Source organism: Pseudoalteromonas sp. Z1A8, assembly GCF_011378855.1.
Taxonomy (GTDB): domain Bacteria; phylum Pseudomonadota; class Gammaproteobacteria; order Enterobacterales; family Alteromonadaceae; genus Pseudoalteromonas.
In genome coordinates this window covers 1-23,806 of record NZ_WTLB01000055.1, presented here as the reverse complement: position 1 = coordinate 23,806, position 23,806 = coordinate 1, and the positions used below count along the sequence as shown (strand labels likewise).

Here is a 23,806-nt window from a genome sequence, read left to right as displayed (position 1 = left end):
GAAGTTTTCCTCGCTCAGTCAAGCCAAGACCGCAGCGGTACGCTAGAAATAAAAAAGCCGCTCACCTTAAGTGAACGGCATTAATGCTTTAGGCATCCTTTTTTATTATTTATTCTTCAATTATCTATTTATTACCCGCCATACCTTTACATCTTCATTGATAAACCACACACTTTAAAAAATTAATTAATAATAATTAACATGAAAAAAATTACGAGTTTACTAAGTTTTGTCATTTTACTGTTTTTAGCAGGCTGTGGAGATGACCTAAAAACACTTGGCGATAACCCAGGAGATACAGCCACCGCTTACTTTGATGCACTTTATAATCAGCAAGACCTTCAAAAAGCCAGTACTATGGCAACACCAAATCTTACCCGCATAATGAAGTCATACGGGACGGCCAAACAATTTTCGCGCAATTTAGTAAATATGCAGTACGATGAAGTAACCATTGAAGTTGATATGACTAATATGAGCGTTCGTGAGCAATACGGTGATAAGACTAAAATAAACCTTATTTTTACCGGTTATTTAAATGGCGATAAAATTGATGATTTTCGTAGTGTTAAAATGCTTCGTAAAAAAGGCAAATGGTACATAGATAAGATAATTGCAGACCCTTACGCTCGTTAGATCAAATAAATCTAAACTTAAATAAAAAGGCCTTACATATGTAAGGCCTTTTTAATGTTAGCAGTGGCTAACATTAACTAACTAAAGCTCACCCGGCTGAAAGTTATCAACCGCGATGGCTTGCTTGCGTAACTTATTAGCATGATGCATTGCATCTGCATCTGTTTGCTCTAACAACTTATTTTCAAGCGCATAATTTATCGCGCCTTCAATATCGAGCGTTGCAGGCACTTTGCCTTTGCGCTGCCACTGTTTTAAATCTTTAAACTGCGCTTGCATGTCGTGCATTGCTAAAAATGCATTTTCCATTACGCCAGTGCCTGCATTTTCATCTACATAACATAAGTGTGTTAAGCGATTTCTAAATACACCAGGCTGAGTCATACGTTCACAAATGCTTTGCGCTATTTCATCACTTGGTCTGTGGTAATGATTACCCACAGGGAACACGATGCGTTTAAGGGTAAAGTTAACAACAGGATTTGAAAAGTTTTTGAAAAAACCATCAAACGCTTGGCCAATTTCAAATAATGAGTTTTCTATGGCGTACTTAACAAATGGTAAATCTGCTTGTTGGCGCCCTTCGTCTTCATAACGTTTTAAAACGGTTGATGCTAAATATAAATGACTAAGTACATCACCCAAACGTGCCGATATCATTTCTTTACGTTTAAGTTCACCGCCTAGCATTAACATTGCAACATCTGTACAAATAGCTAACCCTCGGCTCATTCTGCTCAGTTGTTTATAATAAACAGCGGTTTCACCACCTACAGGGGCTTTTGCAAAGTAACTACGTGTTAAACCATGCACAAATGCCATACCTGCATTACTTGCAGCAAATAGTATGTGGTTCATTAATAAGCCATCAAACTGTTCAAGTGCTGCGTCGTCATCTTCCATTGCAGCGGCTTCCATTTCTTTTAAAACAAATGGATGACAGCGTGTTGCACCTTGGCCAAATATCATTAAATTACGCGTTAAAATATTTGCGCCTTCAACCGTAATTGATACCGGAATACCCATATAGCCATGCGCTAAATAATTATTAGGTCCTACTTGAATTCCTTTACCTGAATGAATGTCCATAGCATCGTTCATTACTGTACGACCCATTTCTGTCATATGGTATTTAGCAATAGCTGTTACAACCGACGGGCTTAATTTTAAATCGATTGCACCTGCGGTCATTAATCGACACGACTCAAGTGTGTAAGTTAAACCACCAATACGCGCAAGTGCCTCTTGCACACCTTCAAATTGCCCTATAGATACACCAAACTGCTGGCGTACCATGGCGTATGCCGATGTCATTTTAGACGCTAAATGCCCAGTTGCTGCACTTAATGCTGGTAGTGATATACCACGCCCTGCACTTAAACACTCTACAAGCATTCTCCAACCACGACCTGCGCATTCTTGCCCACCAATAATCCAATCCAGTGGAATAAATACGTCTTTCCCGTAAGTGGTACCATTCATAAAGGCCATATTAAGCGGATAATGACGTTCACCTGTTTCAACACCAGGGTGATCGGTTGGTATAAGCGCACACGTTATACCCAACTCTTTTTTATCACCTAACAAAGCATCTGGGTCGTACATCTTAAATGCTAAACCTAATACAGTAGCCACAGGTGCAAGCGTAATGTAGCGCTTTGACCAATTTAAGCGCAGGCCCATTACTTGCTCGCCATTGTGATCCCCCATACACACCACGCCTGAATCTGGAATGCTGCCAGCATCAGAGCCCGCTTCTGGGCCCGTTAATGCAAAACAAGGAACATCTGTACCATTTGCTAAACTTGGCAGCCAACGATCTTGCTGCTCTTTAGTACCATAATGGAGAAGTAACTCGCCCGGGCCTAAGCTATTAGGCACCATTACAGTGACTGCGGCAGTTAAGCTTTTTGTCGAAATTTTTGACACTATTGTTGAATTAGCTATTGCGGAGAACTCTCGCCCGCCAAATTTTTCTGGGATGATCAGCGCAAAAAAACCTTCCGTTTTTAGGTAATCCCACACTTCTTTTGGTAAGTCTTTATCTTTTTGTACAATTTGATAATCATCAAGCATAGCCAGCAAGGTTTCTACTTGGTTAGCCATAAATGCGTTTTCTTTATCGCTAAGCTCTGGTTTAGGAAAACGGTGCAGTTTTTGCCAGTCTGGGTTACCACTAAATAACTCACCATCCCACCAAACATCACCTGCTTCCATTGCCTCGCGCTCTGTTTGCGATAATGGCGGAAGCACCTTTTTAAACATTTTAAACGTAGGACGACTAATCAAGTTTAGGCGAATATCTTTAACCGCAAAAATAACCACCACCACGACCAGCAATATTATAAATATTAACATGCGCACATTCCTTACACATTGAATGAAAATAGTAACTTAATTATGACCCATCTTAATTTAAATACAATCATTGCACGACGAGTCGTGAGCCTTAACGCATTCATTTTATTGTTTTAAACATCACTGCTATTATCAACGTTTTAATAACAATAAATTAAAGGAATAGTATGACCCCCTTTCGATTAAAACTAAGTATGAGCGCCTTAATGGTAGCAAGTACCCTTGCTTTAACAGCCTGCGATGCGCAAGTAACGATAGACACTACCGATTCAGCACACACTAAAAAAGATGTAACAGCTAAAGATGCAAATACATTTATAACAAACACAGAAAAAGAACTAAGTGCACTTTATTTAGAATCGAGCCGTGCAGAGTGGATTTACGCAAACTTTATTACTCATGATACGTCGGCTCTATCGGCTGAAGTTAACCGTAAAATGACCGAAACAGTCGTGCGTTTAGCCAATGAAGCTGCAAAATACGACGAACTAGAGCTTGATTACGATGCTCGCCGTAAGCTTGATAAACTAAAACTAGCACTTACACTTCCTGCCCCACAAGACGCTGATAAAACAGCGCAACTTTCACAAATTGTCGCAGAGCTTGGCGGGCTATACGGTAAAGGTAAATACTGTAAAGAAGACGGCAGCTGTTTAAGCCTTGGCGACATGACCTCAAAAATGGCCACCAGCCGAGATTACAACGAGCTACTTGATTTATGGCAAGGCTGGCGTCAAATATCAAAACCAATGCGCTCACTTTACGAGCAACAAGTAGTACTGACCAACGAAGGTGCAAAGGAGCTTGGTTATGCCGATACGGGCGCTATGTGGCGCAGTAAATACGATATGCCTGCAGACGATTTTACCACCGAGCTTGACCGCATTTGGGGCCAAGTTAAACCACTGTATAACTCGCTACACTGCCATGTTCGCGCAAAGTTAGGTGAAAAGTACGGCACCGATAAAGTACCTCAAGATCAACCTATTCCAGCGCACTTACTAGGAAATATGTGGGCACAAGCATGGGGTAATATTTACGACGTCGTTGCACCAGAAAACGCCGATCCGGGTTACGACGTAACCGAGTTATTAGCTCAAAATAATTACGACGAACTTAAAATGGTAAAAGGGGCTGAAAACTTTTTTACCTCTATGGGTTTTGACACACTACCAGAGACATTTTACGAGCGTTCATTGTTTGTTAAACCAAAAGACAGAGATGTGCAGTGTCATGCATCAGCATGGAATATCGATAGCAAAGACGATTTACGCATTAAAATGTGTATTCAGCGTACAGGCGAAGAGTTTTCAGTTATTCACCACGAGCTAGGTCATAACTTTTATCAACGTGCATACAACAAGCAGCCTTTATTTTATCAAGAAAGTGCAAACGATGGTTTTCATGAAGCCATTGGCGACACTATTGCACTTTCGGTTACGCCAGGTTACTTAAAGGAAATCGGCTTACTTGAACAAGTACCTGATGAATCTAAAGATATCGGTTTGTTAATGAAAATGGCACTTGATAAAGTCGCTTTTGTACCATTTAGCTTAATGGTTGATCAGTGGCGCTGGCAGGTATTTTCAGGGCAAGTTCAACCAGAAAATTACAATAAAGCATGGTGGGAACTACGTGAAAAATACCAAGGTGTTCAAGCGCCTATCGCACGTAGCGAAAGTGACTTTGATCCGGGTGCTAAGTACCACGTTCCGGGTAATACACCTTATACACGTTACTTTTTAGCGCATATTTTGCAATTTGAGTTTCATCGCAGCTTATGTGAAATTGCCGGTAACGATAAAGCCATCCATCGCTGCTCTATTTATAATTCAAAAGAAGCCGGGGAGAAGCTAAACGCTATGCTTGAAATGGGTTCGTCTCGCCCATGGCAAGAAGCGCTTGAAACCGTAACTGGTAAACAGCAAATGGATGCAACAGCAATGCTCGATTACTTTGCACCATTACAAACATATCTAGATGAGCAAAACGAAGGCCGTAACTGCGGCTGGTAATAAAGTAATACACTTGTATAAAAACAACAAAGCCCGCTAACTAAGCGGGCTTTTTAATATTACTTTTGTATTAACTAAGTACGGGACTTAATTAAAACTGAAAACGCATGTTAGCAAAGTACGCATCGTTATCAGAATCATCAGCATTGTTTTCGTAACCCACTTTTACACCAACATTTTTATTAATGAAGTGTTGAGCACCAAAGCTGTAAGTGTCTTGCTTGTTGTAGTTAGCAAATACAGATGTTGCCTTTGAGAAGTAGTAGTTAGTTTCTGCTACCCATTGGTTTTGGGCATCATCAATACTTTCGTACTTACCTTCAAACGTTAAGTAGTTACCTTGCTGTAAATCAATGAAGTATTTAGCTGCAACTGCGCGGTAATCAAAGTCATCGTCTGATGTAAGTGTAACACCTACGTAATCAGTGCTGTTAAGCATGTGGTTGTAAGCTAAATCAAATAATGCGTAATCATCGCCGTCTTTGTTTTCAACTAGTGTTACTTTTGCAAGTAAATCTGGGTTGAAAAAGTAACCACCTGTTAATTTATAAAGTTCACCGTTAGAACCTGAATCAGGGTCTGTATTCTCGTAAGATGCGCCTACAACAAACTCATTAATAAAGTATTCACCGCCAACTTTTGTAACATCACCAAAGTCGTCATCAGCGTAGCCACCATATACGTTAGTTTGTTTATTGATGTATTCAAACTGATCGTACGGACCTAAGGTTTTTTTAGGTGATAAGTAGTAAATAGAATCTACAGCAACGGTGTCGTTGTTATCGCTATTTTTATAGCTTAGGTTACTAATTGAGTTATAGCTGTCTGCAGCAGCCGCAGTGCTAGATAATAAAATGCTCGAAATAATAACTGCTAATTTTTTCATTGTAAGACTTCCCTATGTACATTGCTTTTTATGCTCTAGCTGTATTGCTAAAGTCGATGCACATGCTAACGCTTAGAAACTGAATAAAAACTTAACTAACCATTTGTATTTATTAAGTTAATTGTAAGGAAGTGTTGTAAACTGTAAAATTAAAGTAGTTGCAACACTTAGTCAACAACTACTTAAAACATGTACCGCAGCTTAAAGCGCGTGTTGGCTAATAATACGATAAACGTCGTTAATATTATCGCCAGATTTAAACTCTTTACTAATTGGTGTTGGATCTGAGCCAACCCATATTTTTAGCTCGGCATCTAGGTCAAAGTGGCCTGCACTTTCTTTACTAAACTTTGTTATTTTAGAGTAAGCAACGCTTACCATCTCCATTTTAGAGCCGGTCATACCTTGCTTATCAATTAAAATTAAGCGCTTATTAGTAAAAATAAACATATCACGTACTACTTTATATGCTTTTTCTACTTGCTCACCCTCAATTAATGTATTGGCGAGTATTTTTTCTAAATCAGAATCGTCAACTTCGCTTGCATTACCTATAAGTCCGCTAAGTAAACCCATTATACTTTCTCCTGTTTAAATATTTGATTCTCTAATGTATGTCCATTAACTAACTGTCTGTACTGCCAATTGTGCTGATGACAAAAGCTCAGTAGTGCAATATCAAGCGGCTCACCTGTTGGCTGATACTCAACAACATACTCTTTATGTTGGCTCATATACACGCGGTTCACACCTGCAATTGCTTGAAGCTGTTGCTCAACATTTTGATAAGCTTCGCTTAGCATTAATGTATAAAAATGTTTATCGGTATTATTTGTTTTTGTTTGATGCTCGCTCAGTACACCTTTATCTAAATGAAGTACCTGTGAGCATAGTCGCTCAAGTTCAGTTAAATCGTGAGAGCTTAAAATAAACGTAGCCTGTTCACTTAATTCAGATACCAGTTCGCGTACTTCTCTAGCATGAATCGGATCAAGCCCTGCAGTTGCTTCATCAAGCATTACAATTTGTGGTGAGCCAATAAGTGCTTGCGCTATTGTTACGCGTTTACGCATACCATGGGATAAGTCCCCTGCGCGCTGCTTTGCAATTTCTTTTAGGCCAACTAAATCAAGTACACGTAGCGCCTCAGTTTGGCTTTGCTTTGCTCCCATACCTTGTAGCTTTGCATAAAAGGCGAGTTGCTTATCTATATTAAAACGAGGGTCAAGCTGCGCGTCTTGCGGTAATGCACTTACTTTATTAAATAAAGCTGCGCTGCCAGGCTTATGCCCTAATATTTCAAGGCTGCCTTTACTTGGCGCTATATAGCCGCATAACAAACTAAATAAGGTCGTTTTACCCGCGCCATTTGGCCCAACAAGCGCCACCGGCGCGCCTTTATTAATTTCAAAGTTCACATTATTAAGTGCCAATTTTGCGCCATACGATTTACTCAAACCGCTAGCTGTAATTAATGGTCTCATAGTGAGCTCCTTGCAAAAATACGTTGCGCAATAGCCAATAAAATAGTTGTTTGAATAAGAGGAATAGCCACCGCGCTTAACAATGGTAAATTTTGCCCCGCTAATAACTCTATTTGCACACCCGGAAATAAATAATCAAGCAGACCTAATGCAGGTATTTGCCACTGTAATATACCCACAACAATACTGCCTGCTGCAAAATATAAAATAGCCAACACAATAGATAAACGCGATGAGCGAGCAAAGGTATTTATTAGCGTCATCAGTGCTACAAATGGGCACAGAGTAACAACTAATATTAAAAATATAGAAAGCGCACGAGCAACACCACCAGCAAGTAAACTAGGATCTCTAAACCCTAGTACAGCAAGCGTAGCCACAAGAGTAATGCCCACTAAGCAGGCTAATACCGCTAATTGCCCTAAAAAACGACCAAACAGTATTTCAAAGCGAGTTGAGCGCAGTGATAAAAACCTTAGTGTGCCACGCTCTCTATCGCCTACCGTTTGGTCGCTACAAATAAACAAACCAAAAACAGGAAAGCTATACAGGGCTATTAACCAGTACATAGCAAATTCGGCCTCAGGCCAATCAAGTAACTTACTTAAACCAATGGAGCCTGATATATCGCGGGCTATTTGTTCAAAATCGGGCGCACTTACAATGCCTACTGCTTGCCCTATTGGGTAGCGCAGTATTATTAGCCACACCAGTGCAAAGGCAGCTAATGCAATAAGTCCTCGTTTAGTTAAAAACATACGTACAAGCTCAAATCCCGCTATTTGCGTTAATCGCCCTACGTTTATCGGTAATGGTGTTGCCATTGACTATCCTTAATGACTTTTTATTTTCAGTATATTTATCCACACTAAGTGTAAACACCTTGAATTACCAGCAAAAAAAAGCTCACCAATGGTGAGCTTTGTAACAATACATTTAAATGTAACAGCATAAATTGCGATATAAATTATAAATGCTGCTTATAAACCTCAAGTGCTTGGCTTAAATCGCTAATTAAATCTTCTACATCTTCAAGGCCAATATGCAGGCGAATAACCGGCCCTAAATCCCAACCTGTATTTGAGCGAAGTCCTTTCATGGTTAAATTAGCCGTTACTAAACTTTCAAAACCGCCCCACGAAAAGCCCATTTTAATATGCTCAAGGCTATCTAAAAATGCATCAATCGCTGTTTGATTACCGGTTTTCATTACAAATGAAAACAAGCCATTACTGCCATCAAAGTCGCGTTTAAAAAACTCATGCCCTGGGCAGGTTTCAAATGCAGGATGGCGAATATGGTCAACAAGCTCATGTTGCTCAAGCCATTTAGCCACTTCTATTGCTGCTTTTTCATGTTGGTTTAAACGTACACCCATTGTACGAAGGCCTCTAAGCGCTAGATACGCATCATCGGCACTGGTACACTGCCCTAGCAAGTATGAGTTTTCGCGCAAGGTTGGCCAGTACTTTTTATTAGCAACAGCTACGCCCATCATCACGTCTGAATGGCCAACAATATACTTAGTTGCAGCTTGAATACTAATATCAACACCGTGCTCTAATGGGCGATAGTGCAAGCCGTTACCATAGGTGTTATCAAGCATGGTCATTACACTATACTCATTGGCTACTTTTACCATAGCAGGCACATCTTGCACTTCCATCGTAATAGAACCAGGAGACTCAAAAAACAACACTTTAGTATTTGGCTGAATGTAGTCTTTAATACCTGCGCCAATGGTTGGCGGATAGTATGTAGTAGTAATTCCAAGTCCTGCTAAAATTTTATCGCAAAAATCGCGGGTTGGTTCGTACACGTTATCAACCATTAAAATATGATCACCGGTTTTTAAAAACGATAAAAACACTTGGCTGATCGCTGCTGCGCCACATGGGTATAATGCACAGCCTTCGCCGCCTTCAAGTTCTGTAATCGCTTCTTGTAGTGCAAAGTGAGTTGTTGTTCCACGGCGTCCATAAAATAACGTTTTATCGCCACGGGTTTTAGCCGCTTCTTTTAAATCGGCTACGGTATCAAATACAATAGTAGAGGCACGTTGTACAACGGGGTTAACTACGCCATGTGTGTACGCTTTTTTGCGCCCTGATGACACCAGCTGAGTGTTTTTATTAGTTTTACTCGACATTGTTAATCCTTAAGGGTTTGTGCGCCAATGTTCAATTAGATAGCGAGAGATAGAATCGGTTCTAGGCAGCTTTAAATGCTCGCCGTCTTCGTGCCAATTACCAAATTGTGCTAAGTCTTCACGACTAAACCATTTTGCATCGTCCAGCTCTTCTTTATCTACGTTAATTTGCTCCGATGTCGCCTCTGCAAAAAAACCTAGCATAATAGACGATGGGAACGGCCACGGCTGAGATGCAACATAACGTACGTTATCAACCTCTATACCTGCCTCTTCTTTAACTTCACGCGCAACCGCTTGTTCTAGTGTTTCACCTGGGTCAACAAATCCAGCAAGCGACGAATACATACCAGTAGGCCACGCAGCTTGGCGACCTAACAAGCATCGCTCTACTCCGTCGGCAAATACCTTAGTAACCACCATAATTACCGCAGGATCGGTGCGCGGGAATGTAGGATGCTTACAGTTTTCGTTTTCACACACTCTAGAGTGCCCGGCTTCCACTGAACGGTTTTTACTACCGCAGCGCCCACAAAAACGGTGTGTTGCATGCCAATAACATAAGCCTCTTGCAAGTGCGGCTATTGAGGCATATTTAATGGTTACTTGAGGCCCATATTGACGAATATCAAAAAATTGCGCGCCCTCTATTAAAGGCGTAAGTATGTTTTCATCCAGATCCGATACATCCAATGCAAACACACCATGTTTAGCATTGTTTAAGCCAACAAAAATAGCACTCGATAAATCTAAATGTGCCACTTGTTGATACGTTAAATAGCTTACTTTAGGGGTATCTTTAATAAATAGGGTTTGATTGTTATTAACTAAAACCCATTTACTTTGCGCCGACATTTGCGCTTTAAACCACGATGGGTCTTTACGAAAATTTGAGCCTCTGTCTAGTGGCATGTTGCTGTAATGAAGCATGTAAGTCCTTGGTAACTCGTTATGCTTTAAAATTACCATAATCATTTAGCAAACCCAATTGATTACAGCAATAAAAAAAGCCTATATAAGGCTTTATTAATCTATAACGGCTTTGTATTAAAATCTCTCATGTTGCAGGCACTTAGCTTGCACTTCTTTAGCTATTTTTTGCTGTTAAAGGAGCAAGATATTGTCAATTAAGTGAAATTGTTCTGCGCTTTGTTTTAATGCTTCAGCGGTTAATTTTTCTGCACCGTAAACATCGCACGGTACGTTATATTGATTTTTTAAATGCCCAAGTAATAAGGCAAAGTCACCATCGCCAGAGAGCAAAATAACCTTATCGAGATTTTTACCCTGTTCTAACATGTCTATTGTTATGCCTACATCCCAATCACCTTTAGCGCTTCCGTCACGGCGTTGAATAAATGGCTTTAGCTTTACGTCAAAACCAATCGCACGCAAAATATTTTGAAACTGATTTTGCTTTTCATCCCCTCGATAAATAGCATACGCAAAAGCACATTCAATATCGTACTGCGCCTGCATTACCCGCCAAAACGCATTGTAGTCAAAGTTTTTTCCGTAACTCTCGCGACACGTGTAATAAATGTTTTGCACATCAACAAAAATACCGACCCGTGGTTTAGTGCTCTGCTGCTCGTTTTGTAAAGTCATTTAGTGTCCTAGTGAGGATTAATAGCAATTAAAGTAACGTTATAAAATAAGTGTACCTTGCAATTTATATTTAAGTAACCTAAATTAGTTACATAACGCTATGTAACCAATATTGGTTACATATTAAAAAGTAACCATTTTGAGATTTTTATGATTGGTGTGATCAGCGGCGATATTATTAAATCGCAAACAATCCCTAAGCAGCAATACGATGCCATGCTTTATCAACTAGAGCAAAGTTTGCGAAACATTTCGGGTGAGCAAACTCTTTGGAACATATATCGAGGCGACGCCTTTCAATTACAGGTTAATAATCCTGAGCATCTTTTTAAAAATGCCATATTGGTATATTTGCACCTTAAATCGTCAGGTTATGAGCTACGCCAAAGCTTGGCGCTTGGGCAAATAGATAACCCACGCAGCGATATAAAAACAGCAACCGGTTCTGCTTTTACCCTTTCAGGGCAAGGCCTTGATAAAATAGGTAATCAACGCTTTGTTTTTAATATTAACGAGCAGCAGCTCGATGAAAGCTTAAATATTAATTTAGCCTTTGCTGACGTATTGCTCACTAAAATCACACAAAAACAAGCAAATGCCCTGTATGTTTATTTAACCTCGCCAGACAACAGCCATGCGGCACTGGCTAAAGAGCTTAAAACAAGCCGAGAAAATGTAACCAAACTACTAAATTTAGCGCACTACCAACTTATAGAACGCTTTATTGAGCACACACAGCACGTTATAAAAAATATAATTAAAGGAGGTGAATAATGGGATTTTCACTTTTACTGGTCGCGCTTATTATTGGCCACTTACTTGCTGACTTTTACTGGCAACCTATGAGTTGGGTAAACGACAGAAACACCCGTCACTTTAAAGCCAGTAAGCTTTATTTTCATGTTCTCGTGCATGGTGTAACAAGTGCACTCATCATTACCGTGTGGGAATACACCTTTGCCTGGCAGCAACTCAGCAGTGTTTTAATTGCAACGGCAGGCATTATGTTCAGCCATTATTTTATTGATATAGCTAAATCGTATTCTAATAAAGGTGTGGTGCCTTTTTTACTAGATCAAATAGCGCACATACTCGTTATTATTGCGCTCAGTATTTGGCTAAGTGATAACAGTAGCTTTATGGCAGCAATTAATAATATGCTCACTGATCCCAAAATACTGTGGGTGGTATGCGGTTATTTAATTATATTAAGCCCCAGCGCCGTATTTATAAGAATGATGTTAGAGCGTTTAACAAGTAACTTTTCAAGTACTGGTAGCTTAGTGCTTGCAGGGCAAAGCATTGGCATGCTTGAGCGCGTACTTATGCTGAGCTTTATATTGCTTGACCAATTTGCAGGGCTTGGTTTTTTACTTGCTGCAAAGTCGGTATTTAGGTTTGGCGATTTAAGTGCTAGTAAAGATAAAAAGCTCACCGAGTACGTTATGCTTGGCACACTACTTAGCGTAAGTGTGACTTTATTTGTAGGTTTAGGTGTTAACTATTTAATTAGGTAGCAATACAGTAAGTACAAATTACAGGCAATAAAAAACGCGCTACCTCTATTAAAAAGGTAGCGCGTTTTTTGTGTTGGTGCTTAATTAAACGCCAACACAATCATTAATAATGATTAATCGTTATTTGTGCGACGACGGCGTTGCCCATTACCGCCAACAGATTCACGCTTTGCCCATGGGTTTTGCGCGTTATCATCTGTTTTAGCTGCTGGCTTTTTAGAACCACCACGGCGTGGGCCGGTGCCATTACCACCATTGTTCGGCTTTTTACTGTTAGGCTTGCTGCTATCAGATTTAGGCTTATTAAAAGGCTGCTTTTTCTTAGGCTTTTTAGATGGCAGTGGGCGAGCATCTAATGCGCGCTCTGCTACTGGGTTTATAGGCTCAAAACCATCTTCTTCAGCACGTGGGATAAGCTCACCAATAAAGCGTTCAATACCGTATAAATCAACAGCGTCTTCTGTTGTTACAAACGAAATAGCATGACCCGATGCGCCAGCACGGCCTGTACGGCCAATACGGTGAACGTAATCTTCGTATACGTTGGGTAAGTCGTAGTTAACAACATGCGGTAATTCAACAATGTCTAAACCACGTGCAACAATATCTGTTGCTACTAGTACGCGTACTTCACCACTTTTAAAGCCATCAAGTGCTTTAACACGTGCGCCTTGTGACTTATTACCATGAATAGCCGCGCCTACAATGTCATCGCGCTCTAGTTGTTTAACTAAGCGGTTAGCACCGTGCTTTGTACGGCTAAACACTAATACTTGTTGCCAATCGTTAGTACGAATTAAATGGCTTAGCAATGCTGTTTTACGTGTTTTATCTACCGCGTAAACGCACTGAGTAACACTTTTAGCTGTGGTATTTTTTGCAGCAACTGAAATTTCAACAGGGTCGTTAATTAACCCTTTTGCTAGTGCACGAATTTCATCAGAAAATGTTGCCGAAAACATTAAGTTTTGACGTTTAGCAGGCATTTTAGCGATTAAGCGTTTAATGTCGTGGATAAAGCCCATGTCTAACATGCGGTCAGCTTCATCAAGTACAAGTACTTCAACGCTATCAAACTTAACTGCATTTTGATTATGTAAGTCGATTAAACGACCCGGCGTTGCTACTAAAATATCAACACCTTTACGAAGACGCTGCATTTGTGGGTTAATTTTAACGCCACCGTAAACTACAAACGAGCTCACATCCGAATGCTTAGCGTACTCTTCAACGTTTTCGCTTACTTGCAAAGCAAGCTCACGCGTAGGCGTTAAAATAAGTGCACGTACGTGGTTACTTTTAGCTTTAGGGCCAGACGACAAACGCTCAATAAGTGGTAATGTAAAACCCGCAGTTTTACCAGTACCCGTTTGCGCTGCTGCCATAACATCACGGCGTTCAATAATTGCAGGAATTGCTTGAGCCTGAATCGGCGTTGGCGTTTCATAGCCCTTTTCTAAAACCGCATTAACCAAAGACTGTGATAAACCTAAACCTTCAAAACTCATATAAACTCTCTTTTAAATTAGGCTACATTAGCCAGTTGCGCGCATTATACCTGTAGTAGCTAAGAATGCATGCCATTATTTGCGTTGCAGGCAATTGAGCATAGCTTATACCAATCTGCATAAATCTTTGATCAATTTAACGAATTAAATTTCACTATAACGTCGTTAAAAATTTTTCATTTAGAACAACTAGATACAAAAATTTTTGCCTAGTTATAGCGTAATTTTCTTAACGTAAAATAGACCCCATATATAAGCAGATTGGTATTAATAAAATAAAACCGGTGATCAAGTTGCTTAAAAATGCAAAAAACGGCCATAAGCCGTTTTTTGTTTATACTTAATTACTCTAAGTATAAGAGTTACTTAACACCTAACTCACGCAGGCGTTCTTGCAAGTAGCTATCTGCCGTGTAGCGCTCTGAAAGCACAACATCTGGATGCGGGTGTAAAAATAACGGTAGTGATATACGCGATTTAGTAGATGCTTTACCCGTTGGGTTAATCACGCGATGAATTGTCGATGGGAAATACCCGCCCGACGCTTCTTGTAGCATGTCGCCAATATTAATAATTAAGCTGCCAAAATCACATGGCACGTCTAACCAACCGCCATCTGTTTTTTGAACTTGTAAACCAGGCTCATTAGAAGCTGGTAATACCGTTAATAAATTAATATCACCGTGAGCAGCAGCGCGAATAGCACCTGGCTCTTCATCACCCGTCATTGGTGGGTAATGTAGGATACGTAACAATGTTTGCTCAGAACCGGCAATCATATCTTTTAAATCAATCGAAAATTTAGCGCGAACATCAGCTGGCGCTTCAGCCTGAACCCAGCTTAATAAAGTACCAGCAAATTCACTCGCTAAACGGTAGTATTCACGTACATCAGCTTCGAGCTCTGCAGGAACACGGCCTTTAGGGTACACATGAAAGTACTCTTTAATGTCTTTTATTGTAAAGCCTTTCGCTACTTCAGATACTGAAGGCGGAAAATAACCGTCTTGAGTTTCTTTAGAGAATAAAAAGTCGTGCTTTTGCTCTGAGTTAAAAAAGTCTTGCCAATTTTTGTAAATAGACTCAACTAAAGACTGTGGAATTGGGTGGTTTTTTAAAACGCCAAATCCAGTATTTCTTAATGATTCAACAAAGTGTGCAGCCGCATCGGGAGCTTTATAATCAACAGTAGGTAATTGCATTGTACGTTCCAGTGAATAGGTTGTGTGAAGTGGACTGCTTTAATAGTAGCAAATTGCCAAGATAAAGTAGAAAAGCCTTCATTATAGCGCTGTGCGAGGATAGACAAATGACCTCAAAAAAATAAGGACATATGTCCGCAGCGTAACGTTTCCACCACTAGGCTTGATCAAGATCAACTTATAAAAAAACGTTGAATTTGCAAGGTTTAGTGCTTATATATGGTCTACTAGGGCGTGCTGACCTTTGGTGGGTGAATTTGCAGCAGACTGTTTGGTGTTTAAGCAAGGCAGAGCCTATGATGTGTGGTTGTTCCCCATAAATAGGCGATAACGCAGCATAAATGCCAAACATGCGCTACCCTTTGGGTTCTTTCTAGGGACGATTAACTCTTTGTTGCTCGGTTTTTACTTAGCCCACTAGGTTACAAACCTCGCGCCGCGATTTAATCGCCCCTAGATTGAACAAATTTCAATCCACAACGGTCAACACGCCCTAATGTATTTTATTTGTGTAAATAAGGCTCCCCATGCGACAAAAAGTATCTTTTAAAAGCGGCGATTTAGAACTTGCCGGCCAACTCGAACGCCCCGCCGGCGATATAAAGTTTTATGCGCTATTTGCACACTGCTTCACCTGCGGAAAAGACATAGCAGCAGCCACACGTATAAGCCGTGCACTTACGCAACAAGGCATAGCCGTACTGCGTTTTGATTTTACGGGTTTAGGTAATAGCGATGGCGACTTTGCTAACAGTAACTTTTCATCAAACATTCAAGACTTAGTTTCAGCGGCTGATCATCTGCGCGAGCATTTTGCAGCGCCGCAATTACTTATTGGCCACAGTTTAGGCGGCGCTGCGGTACTTGCTGCTGCTGAGCACATTCCTGAAGTATCGGCTATTACTACCATTGGTGCACCGTCAGATGCGCAGCACGTAGCGCATAACTTTGAAGCACACCTTGATGAAATTAACGCAGCCGGCGAAGCAAAAGTAAGCCTAGCTGGCCGCGAATTTACCATTAAAAAACAATTTATAGACGATATAGCCAAGTACGATAAAAGCCACATTAGTAAACTTAAGCGCGCATTGTTAGTCATGCACTCCCCTATTGATGCAACGGTAAATATTAGCGAAGCCGAAAAAATTTACGCATCAGCCAAGCATCCTAAAAGTTTTATTAGCCTAGATAACGCCGATCACTTACTTACTAATAAAAACGATGCCGACTACGCTGCAGAAATTATTGCAACGTGGGCTAATCGCTACGTCAAGTATGACAAAACAAAATACACAGCAAGCTTAACGGGTGGCAATGTACTTGTTGAAGAAAAAGACCATGTATTTACTCAGCACGTGAGCACTAAAGATCATACTTGGCTTGCAGATGAGCCAATAAAGGTAGGCGGTAAAAACTTAGGCCCCGATCCGTATCATCACTTATTAGCGGGGCTTGGTGCTTGTACAGCAATGACACTACGTATGTATGCTACACGTAAAAATTTAGCGCTAGAGCATGTTAAAGTAGAGCTTGATCACACTCGCGATTACAACAAAGATTGCGACGATTGTGAGCAAACCGGTAACCTTGAAGCCATTACCCGTAAAATCACTTTAATCGGTGATTTAACACAAGAGCAGCGCCAGCGTTTACTCGAAATAGCCGACAAATGCCCTGTGCATAAAACACTACATAACAACCCTGTTATTATAAGTGAACTGGTAAAGTAACTACCATAAAAGCAATATAGTGCAGCTAACACTGCGCTATGCTTAAACAAAGCTAACTATTTAACGCCCCTACTTCTTTACTCATTCTATCCAACAGCCATTTTGGCCCGCCATCGTACATATCGTTATGGCGAGATTTTTCTATTAGTGTTTGCTTAACAGGATAAACACCCTGCTCCTCAGCCGTTAATAATACATTCGCATCAGCTGGGTAATCACTACCCCGTAGAGTAAGTACGCGAATGTTTTTATTACGAGGGATCAACATGCGGCGATGATCGAGCGTAATAATAGTGCTCACTTCATTAGGATAAATAGAGCCGTATAACGCTGAAATATCACCGCCGTTTGAGTGCCCAAATAAGGCGAGTTTTGTAAAGTCGTACGCTGGGTATTCACTCGCTAGCTCATTAACTAAAAACTTAAGCGTTACCACACCACGATGCCAGTTTTCCATACGAGTGGTTAAGTAAGGTTGCTCACGGTTTAGGTCAGGGTCGGTTTTTAGTTCATGTGCAACGGCTACTGTTAAGTATCCGCGTTGATTAAACACATTACTAGCAAACGTATACTTGTTATGACTAATACCGTAGCCCGCATTAATAAATGCTACAGGGCACTTTGCTTGCTCTGTACACTTAGCATTGTTACTTGGTAATGCAATATTGATAGGAATAGTACGATTGCGGCTATCATCGGTTATAACATCGTCGTTTGCATAGCTTGTAGTACTTATTATTGATGTAGTTAAGGTGAGTGCGCTTAATATAAAAAGATTTTTAAGTGTTTTTTGCATCATTAAACTTATATAAATTATTGTTTTTAATTGAAAATAACTTTTACTTTATAGGTTTGCATTCTCTATTGTCAAACTATGCGATAATAGCCGCCATTGTTTTAATATATTTAGTAAAAGATCCAATAAATGAAATCATACAATAGCATTCAAGAACGTATAGAAATCCTAGAAGACAAGCTAACTGCAATACATGACGAAATAGAAACACTAAAAGCACCTGCTAAAAATAACAATGAACGTATTATTTTTAAGTTCATCGAAACAGGCAGCACTGGTAAAACGAAGGATTTTGTACGTGAGTTAGGTATTAAATCACCACGTGACGGTTTGTTTTCATCTGGTGACGTTACAAAACTAATTAAAGATGGCGCTGAAGATATTTCACCCGCGTTATTAGAAATCGCAAGACAACTTGCCAGTGCACGTAATAAAAATGGCCCTAGCCGTTAATTACGCAGTCACGCAGTATCTAGAAGCTCAGCCAAGCTGTCGCTTCTAGATATGTAATCATATTAAACTAAGTTAATCACATAGTTCTATATTAAGGCTGGTTAGCAAATTTAGTGCTTCGAAGCGATCAAACTTAGCATTCGCTAAAACATTATTATTCAAATCTATATTAAACGCTGTAGCACCTACAAAGTCACATTTTGTTAAGTTAGTTTGAAAAAACTCACTATCGCGAAAATCCGTCCCTGTAAATTGACTACCGCTTAAATCAGCATGCCTAAAATCAACATTTTTTGCAAAGCAATGTGTTAGTTTGAGGGCTTTAAGAGATAATTCAAAAAAAGAGCTATTACTGAGCTCACAATAATTAAAACTCACCGGTGCGTTAATACTAAGCGCAGGCCAATCTACATCGCCCCATTGCAAACTATTTAATTTACAGTGGCTAAAACTTACATCTTCAAGCGAGCTATAGTTCCATTTAAGTGACGACAGGTTACAGTTTTTAAAGTTGCACTGTATAAATCGGCAATTTTTAAACTGCCGGCCTGAAAAGTCGCAATCGGTAAATGTGCACTCTTCAAACTCAGAGTTTTCAGTTAATTGGTCTGCGTACTGCAAAGCATTAAATTGCTCATCAAAATATTGTTTATTGTTACTTAGCAACACAATTTACCTATTAGATTTAACCTGCGTAGCCATTATTTTTAGGTAAATCTTTTTTGAGCGCAAGTACTGCAATAAAAATCAAACCAAACAATGGAAATAGCGCAAAACAGCCACCCACAAACGCTAAAACACCCGGCATAGTACTTTTACGCTTACCTATTTTGTAGCAAATCACAGCAAAAATAGGGATACATAGCATAATAAAAAAAGCTAAAAACTCACCAAATAAGGTTAGATGAAACGACATAAGAACTCCTTTTCAATATGGATAATAGCAATCGGCACAAATCTTTAAACTGCTTTAAATTTAACCACAAAAAAACCCTCAAGCATATAACTTAAGGGTTTTTAAATTTAGCTCAAAAGCTAAGCAAAAATTACTCTTCGCTTGACACTTCTTTTTCTACAACACTAATTGCAAGCTCAGCTAACGAATCAAGGTTAGGTTTGCTTGGCGCATTAGTTAATAAACACGACGCTTGTGTTGTTTTAGGGAAAGCAATAACGTCACGAATGTTATCGGTACCACATAAAAGCATTGCTAAACGGTCAAGACCAAATGCTAAACCTGCATGTGGTGGTGTGCCGTATTTAAGTGCATCAAGTAAAAAGCCAAACTTGTCTTGTTGCTCTTGCTCGTTAATACCTAAAATTCTAAATGCGGTTTCTTGCATATCTGCATTATGAATACGTACCGAACCGCCACCCACTTCGTAGCCGTTTAATACCATATCGTAGGCATCTGAAATTGCTGCTGCTGGGTTTGCTTCAAGCTCACTTGCGTTGATATCTTTTGGTGCAGTGAATGGATGATGCACAGCATGTAATGTGCCTTCGTCATCTTCTTCAAACATTGGGAAATCTACAACCCAAAGTGGTGCCCAGCTATTAAGGTTAGTGATTTCTAAATCAACACCAATCTTAACGCGCAGTGCGCCCATAGCTTCATTTACTGTGTTGCGCTTATCGGCACCAAATAAAATGATATCGCCAGACTGTGCATTAGTACGCTCAAGCAATTTAGTAATTACGTCTTCGCTTAAAAACTTAGCCACTGGTGACTGAACGCCTTCAGCGCCTGCAGTGTGGTCGTTTACTTTCATCCACGCCATGCCTTTAGCGCCGTAAATACCAATAAACTTAGTGTAATCGTCAAGTTGTTTACGAGAAAGCTTAGCGCCACCTGGTACTGTTAATACAGCAACACGGCCTTTTTCGTCGTTAGCCGGACCTGAAAAAACATTAAACTCTACGTCTTTCACTAAATCAGCAATATCAACTAATTTCATTGGGTTACGTAAATCAGGCTTATCAGAACCGTAAAGGCTCATTGCCTCGCTGTAAGGCATGATTGGGAAATCGCCTAAATCAACGTTTAGCAATGTTTGCCACATCTCACGGATCATTTTTTCAGTCATACCACGTACTTGATCAGAGCTCATGAACGAGGTCTCTATATCTATTTGGGTAAATTCTGGTTGGCGATCGGCACGTAAATCTTCATCACGAAAACATTTAACAATTTGGTAGTAACGGTCAAAACCCGACATCATCAACAATTGCTTAAACAACTGCGGCGACTGCGGTAATGCGTAAAAGCTACCTTTATGAACACGACTCGGTACTAAGTAATCGCGCGCGCCTTCTGGCGTTGCTTTAGTTAGTACTGGCGTTTCGATGTCTAAAAAGCCGTTTTCATCTAAAAAGCGACGAACAAAGCTGCTTGCTTTAGCACGTAATTTAATACGGTCACTCATTTCTAAACGACGTAAATCTAAGTAACGGTACTTTAAACGACGCTCTTCTGAGTTTACTTGGTTAAAATCTAGCGGTAATGGTTCAGAGCGGTTAATAATATTAAGCTCTTTACCTAAAATTTCGATCTCCCCTGTTGCCATGTCTTTGTTTACTTGGCTGTCTGGGCGTGCGCGAACAACACCTTTTAACTGAACACAAAATTCTTGGCGAAGTGTATTAGCTGAACTCATTAATTCTTCAATGTCAGAGTCGAATACAACTTGTACTAAACCTTCTCTATCGCGTAAATCGACAAAGATAAGTCCACCAAGGTCACGTCGTTTGTTGATCCAGCCACATAGTTCTACTTCTTGATCTACGTGAGTTTTATTTAGCTGTCCGCAATATATAGAGCGCATAGTTTTCCTGTCAGATAAAAGGCTTAAACGGTTAAAGTTATTTGTTTTAAGGCGTGTGATTTAAAAAACAGGTCACCACAATACAAATAAAGCCGTTAGCAATCTAAAAATAATCAAATTAAGCTCTGCATTATACTCAACTAACATTAAGATGCTAGGGCGTGTAAGGCTTTTACCCTTGAATTTACAGCAGCTCGTTTTGTTATTTGCTACACTATCGCCACTTTATAATAAGGCGCTAGTTTGTATGTTATATATTGGATGCCCGCAGTGGTCGAGTAACGCATGGAAAGGCAATTTATTTTCAAGCCAATGTAAAAACGCCGATATGCTTAGCCAATACGCCCAACACTTTAACTCTGTTGAAGGCAATACCAGCTTTTACGCTGACCCTTCGCCAAGCACCGTATTGCGCTGGGTAAACAGCGTACCCGACGATTTTAAATTTACTTTTAAGTTTAATCGTCGCTTTAGCCACGAGCTGCATCTAACTAATGTTCAAACCGAGCTTACTGATTGGCTAAACTTGTTCTCCCCTATTTTAGAAAAAACCGGGCAAATCATGCTGCAATTGCCAAAAGCCTTTGGCCCAAACGACTTACCCAAACTCGCACAGTTTATTAGCCTGTTACCTAAAGAGATTAATTACGGTGTAGAAGTACGCCATGCTGCATTTTTCAAAAAAGGTGAAGCCGAAATAGCGCTTAATCAGTTATTAATGGCGAACAATATAAATCGCATATCAATGGATACACGTGCCCTATTTGCCGTTAAACCAACAACCGAGGCACTAATAGATGCACAGCAAAAAAAGCCACATTTACCAGTACACGCTATTGCCACAGGCTCGCAGCCTATGGCACGCTTTGTAATAGCCGATTTGCAAAACGACTATAAACCCTTTTATAAACCGTGGCTGAGCAAAGTAAAGCAATGGCTTGATGAAGGTAAAACACCGTATGTGTTTTTTCATACAGCCGATAACCGAGAAGCGCCGTTATTAGCTCGCCAGTTTTGTAATGACCTAGGTTATAATCACGAAGCATTAAACCCCTTTACGGGCGAAAAAGAAGCCCACCAGCCGGCACTTTTTTAAACAATAAGATTAGAGAATATAAATGAGTGAATACGCACGTTACTTTACCGGCTACCCTGCAAACATTGTTGAGCAGGTATTAAGCCTAATCAACAACAAAAAGGTAAGTAACTACTTACTTAAAAAATACCCGCAAGCGCATACCATAACCAGCGATAAGTTACTTTATAGCTACGCCACAGAGCTTAAAAAACAATATTTAAAAAATGCCCCGCCGTTTGGCCGCGCTGCATTTAAAAAACAAGGCGACATGGTCACCAACGCACTTGGTACGCACACTTACCGTATGCAAGGTAAAACCCGTAAACACGATTTAGCGATTAACAGTGATTTGCTGCGCGCTCCCGAGCCACTACTAAAAGCATTAGTAGTACACGAGCTCGCGCATTTTAAAGAGAAAGACCATAACAAAGGCTTTTATCAACTTTGCTGCCACATGGAACCGAGTTACCACCAATTGGAATTAGATTTAAGGATATTTTGTGTGGTAGTGGCGATGGGAGAGAATCCGTATGGCTTGTAATCTCAGATCAGTTTCCATTGTTACTTTTCTCTTCCCAGATTGAAATGTATTTATCCTTCAAAATTTGTAGAGAATCTTCAAATCTTCGGTGTGTTTCTTGCGATTCACTTAACATCCTAGCTAATTCTTCAGCACTATTGTTCAAGCAAGCTCGATATATTTCGATATTCTCTTTAAAGTTATTTATCTGTCCTGAGCATTTAGTTGCGTATATATGAATAAATTCTGCACTTTCACTATCAAATTTATCAAGGCATCTCTTTAAAACTAGCGACGTAGAGTGTGCTTTCCAAGCGTAAGAAGTGGTTCTATATGATAAGGTAGCTAGCCCAACTTCATTTTTTTCTGTTAAATCCTGAACAGCTTCGCAACCTAGTGATTCAAGTTCATCAAAAGTATTAATGAAAAATGATAGCAACTGTTGCTGTTTTTCATGCTTTATGCGCTTTTGGAATGCATCACGTTGGTCTTTTTGAGACTCAATAGCTAACTTTTCAGAAGCAAGCCTATCCTCTGCTGCCTGTTTATTTGCTAGAGCTTGAACTTTATTACTATCCGATTGAAGATAAACGGTATATATAATCGCAGTAAAAGATAAAAAAGAAAGTATCGGACCGAGCACTCCACCAAAAAAACTACCAAAGTGTGACCAAGTCTCTGAAGTCCCTCCGTACCCTACACCTAAACCTTTGAACCAAAGTGTAAATATGCCAACCATTGAAGCTATTGCTAATACAATTAGGGAAATCAACCCCCCCTTAAAAATTTTATTATTTTTCTTATCGATAACTGCCATGTAATCGCCCTTTCCCTTAAATTTTAATTTTTTATGAATAAAAAAACGCGATATCAAATCGCGTTTTTATGCAGTCGTATCAACCTACTGAAGGCTGATAACTGAAAATTGATAGCTGAGCAGTCGTTGGGTTTCGTTTCACTCTACCCAACCTTGTATCTCTTCTTGATGAGTGTTTAGCTAGCACTTGTCACATCGGGAAGACAGTGAGCTCGTACCCAACC

23 protein-coding genes are annotated in these 23,806 nt (G+C 40.0%); 8 read left to right on the top strand and 15 right to left on the bottom strand.

The window, feature by feature from the left end:
- Positions 1-201: 201 nt before the first annotated feature.
- A complete protein-coding gene (locus GQR55_RS17015) occupies positions 202-636 on the top strand; it encodes a hypothetical protein (RefSeq protein ID WP_149594784.1) in 435 nt (144 codons plus the stop codon).
- 81 nt (positions 637-717) lie between these two features.
- Here GQR55_RS17015 and GQR55_RS17010 read toward each other — a convergent pair whose 3' ends face one another.
- Positions 718-2,994 carry an acyl-CoA dehydrogenase gene (locus tag GQR55_RS17010; protein ID WP_166421528.1) on the bottom strand — a complete coding sequence of 759 codons (2,277 nt, stop codon included), beginning with the start codon at positions 2,992-2,994 and terminating at the stop codon, positions 718-720.
- Between the two features lie 167 nt (positions 2,995-3,161).
- Here GQR55_RS17010 and GQR55_RS17005 point away from each other — a divergent pair, with 167 nt between their 5' ends.
- Positions 3,162-5,009, top strand: a complete 1,848-nt coding sequence (locus GQR55_RS17005) for a M2 family metallopeptidase (protein ID WP_166421527.1) — start codon at positions 3,162-3,164, stop codon at positions 5,007-5,009.
- Between the two features lie 91 nt (positions 5,010-5,100).
- Here GQR55_RS17005 and GQR55_RS17000 read toward each other — a convergent pair whose 3' ends face one another.
- The 7 genes from GQR55_RS17000 to GQR55_RS16970 form a co-directional block, all read right to left on the bottom strand.
- Positions 5,101-5,895 carry a putative porin gene (locus tag GQR55_RS17000; RefSeq protein WP_166421526.1) on the bottom strand — a complete coding sequence of 265 codons (795 nt, stop codon included), beginning with the start codon at positions 5,893-5,895 and terminating at the stop codon, positions 5,101-5,103.
- A gap of 201 nt (positions 5,896-6,096) precedes the next feature.
- Positions 6,097-6,471 (bottom strand): PH domain-containing protein, encoded by a 375-nt coding sequence (locus GQR55_RS16995; protein ID WP_166421525.1) that lies wholly within the window; start codon positions 6,469-6,471, stop codon positions 6,097-6,099.
- Positions 6,471-7,379 carry an ABC transporter ATP-binding protein gene (locus GQR55_RS16990; RefSeq protein ID WP_166421524.1) on the bottom strand — a complete coding sequence of 303 codons (909 nt, stop codon included), beginning with the start codon at positions 7,377-7,379 and terminating at the stop codon, positions 6,471-6,473. Before GQR55_RS16990 ends, GQR55_RS16995 begins: the two co-directional genes overlap by 1 nt.
- Positions 7,376-8,203 (bottom strand): ABC transporter permease subunit, encoded by an 828-nt coding sequence (locus GQR55_RS16985; protein ID WP_166421523.1) that lies wholly within the window; start codon positions 8,201-8,203, stop codon positions 7,376-7,378. Before GQR55_RS16985 ends, GQR55_RS16990 begins: the two co-directional genes overlap by 4 nt.
- A 143-nt stretch (positions 8,204-8,346) precedes the next feature.
- Positions 8,347-9,528 (bottom strand): cystathionine beta-lyase, encoded by a 1,182-nt coding sequence (locus GQR55_RS16980; RefSeq protein WP_166421522.1) that lies wholly within the window; start codon positions 9,526-9,528, stop codon positions 8,347-8,349.
- A gap of 9 nt (positions 9,529-9,537) precedes the next feature.
- Entirely contained in the window at positions 9,538-10,458 is a 921-nt protein-coding gene (gene nudC / locus GQR55_RS16975) for an NAD(+) diphosphatase (RefSeq protein WP_166421530.1), read from the bottom strand.
- Positions 10,459-10,632: 174 nt separating this feature from the next.
- Positions 10,633-11,136, bottom strand: a complete 504-nt coding sequence (locus GQR55_RS16970) for an NYN domain-containing protein (RefSeq protein WP_166421521.1) — start codon at positions 11,134-11,136, stop codon at positions 10,633-10,635.
- 150 nt (positions 11,137-11,286) lie between these two features.
- On the opposite strand from GQR55_RS16970, the gene GQR55_RS16965 reads away from it, so the two are divergent.
- Both GQR55_RS16965 and GQR55_RS16960 read left to right on the top strand, forming a co-directional pair.
- On the top strand, positions 11,287-11,910 hold the full coding sequence (locus tag GQR55_RS16965) for a hypothetical protein (RefSeq protein ID WP_166421520.1): 624 nt from the start codon (positions 11,287-11,289) through the stop codon (positions 11,908-11,910).
- Complete coding sequence (locus GQR55_RS16960) at positions 11,910-12,653, top strand: DUF3307 domain-containing protein (RefSeq protein ID WP_166421519.1); 744 nt, start codon at positions 11,910-11,912, stop codon at positions 12,651-12,653. The genes GQR55_RS16965 and GQR55_RS16960 overlap by 1 nt, the downstream gene beginning before the upstream one ends.
- A 113-nt stretch (positions 12,654-12,766) precedes the next feature.
- Here the strand turns inward: GQR55_RS16960 and GQR55_RS16955 are convergent, their stop codons facing one another.
- Together GQR55_RS16955 and GQR55_RS16950 are read right to left on the bottom strand one after the other, a co-directional pair.
- The gene (locus tag GQR55_RS16955; RefSeq protein ID WP_121954342.1) at positions 12,767-14,161 is read right to left on the bottom strand and encodes a DEAD/DEAH box helicase; all 1,395 of its coding nucleotides are present in this window, start codon (positions 14,159-14,161) and stop codon (positions 12,767-12,769) included.
- Positions 14,162-14,523: 362 nt separating this feature from the next.
- Positions 14,524-15,363: an isopenicillin N synthase family oxygenase gene (locus GQR55_RS16950; RefSeq protein WP_166421518.1), complete on the bottom strand. Its 840-nt coding sequence runs from the start codon at positions 15,361-15,363 to the stop codon at positions 14,524-14,526.
- A gap of 527 nt (positions 15,364-15,890) precedes the next feature.
- On the opposite strand from GQR55_RS16950, the gene GQR55_RS16945 reads away from it, so the two are divergent.
- Complete coding sequence (locus tag GQR55_RS16945; RefSeq protein WP_166421517.1) at positions 15,891-17,093, top strand: bifunctional alpha/beta hydrolase/OsmC family protein; 1,203 nt, start codon at positions 15,891-15,893, stop codon at positions 17,091-17,093.
- Positions 17,094-17,145: 52 nt separating this feature from the next.
- On the opposite strand, the gene GQR55_RS16940 is transcribed toward GQR55_RS16945, so the two are convergent.
- Complete coding sequence (locus GQR55_RS16940) at positions 17,146-17,889, bottom strand: alpha/beta hydrolase (protein WP_166421529.1); 744 nt, start codon at positions 17,887-17,889, stop codon at positions 17,146-17,148.
- A gap of 129 nt (positions 17,890-18,018) precedes the next feature.
- Here GQR55_RS16940 and GQR55_RS16935 point away from each other — a divergent pair, with 129 nt between their 5' ends.
- Positions 18,019-18,342 carry a hypothetical protein gene (locus GQR55_RS16935; protein ID WP_010555318.1) on the top strand — a complete coding sequence of 108 codons (324 nt, stop codon included), beginning with the start codon at positions 18,019-18,021 and terminating at the stop codon, positions 18,340-18,342.
- A 72-nt stretch (positions 18,343-18,414) separates the two neighbouring features.
- Here GQR55_RS16935 and GQR55_RS16930 read toward each other — a convergent pair whose 3' ends face one another.
- The 3 genes from GQR55_RS16930 to aspS all read right to left on the bottom strand — a co-directional run bounded on the left by GQR55_RS16930 (position 18,415) and on the right by aspS (position 21,167).
- Positions 18,415-19,011 carry a pentapeptide repeat-containing protein gene (locus GQR55_RS16930; protein WP_166421516.1) on the bottom strand — a complete coding sequence of 199 codons (597 nt, stop codon included), beginning with the start codon at positions 19,009-19,011 and terminating at the stop codon, positions 18,415-18,417.
- Positions 19,012-19,027: 16 nt separating this feature from the next.
- Positions 19,028-19,258, bottom strand: a complete 231-nt coding sequence (locus GQR55_RS16925) for a hypothetical protein (protein WP_166421515.1) — start codon at positions 19,256-19,258, stop codon at positions 19,028-19,030.
- 130 nt (positions 19,259-19,388) lie between these two features.
- Positions 19,389-21,167, bottom strand: coding sequence for an aspartate--tRNA ligase (gene aspS, locus GQR55_RS16920; protein ID WP_166421514.1), 1,779 nt, complete (start codon positions 21,165-21,167; stop codon positions 19,389-19,391).
- 247 nt (positions 21,168-21,414) lie between these two features.
- Between aspS and GQR55_RS16915 the strand changes: the two genes are divergently transcribed.
- The gene (locus GQR55_RS16915) at positions 21,415-22,263 is read left to right on the top strand and encodes a DUF72 domain-containing protein (RefSeq protein WP_166421513.1); all 849 of its coding nucleotides are present in this window, start codon (positions 21,415-21,417) and stop codon (positions 22,261-22,263) included.
- A 22-nt stretch (positions 22,264-22,285) separates the two neighbouring features.
- Positions 22,286-22,786, top strand: coding sequence for a YgjP-like metallopeptidase domain-containing protein (locus tag GQR55_RS16910; RefSeq protein WP_166421512.1), 501 nt, complete (start codon positions 22,286-22,288; stop codon positions 22,784-22,786).
- Between the two features lie 7 nt (positions 22,787-22,793).
- Here the strand turns inward: GQR55_RS16910 and GQR55_RS16905 are convergent, their stop codons facing one another.
- Positions 22,794-23,582, bottom strand: coding sequence for a hypothetical protein (locus GQR55_RS16905; protein WP_166421511.1), 789 nt, complete (start codon positions 23,580-23,582; stop codon positions 22,794-22,796).
- Positions 23,583-23,806: the final 224 nt, after the last annotated feature.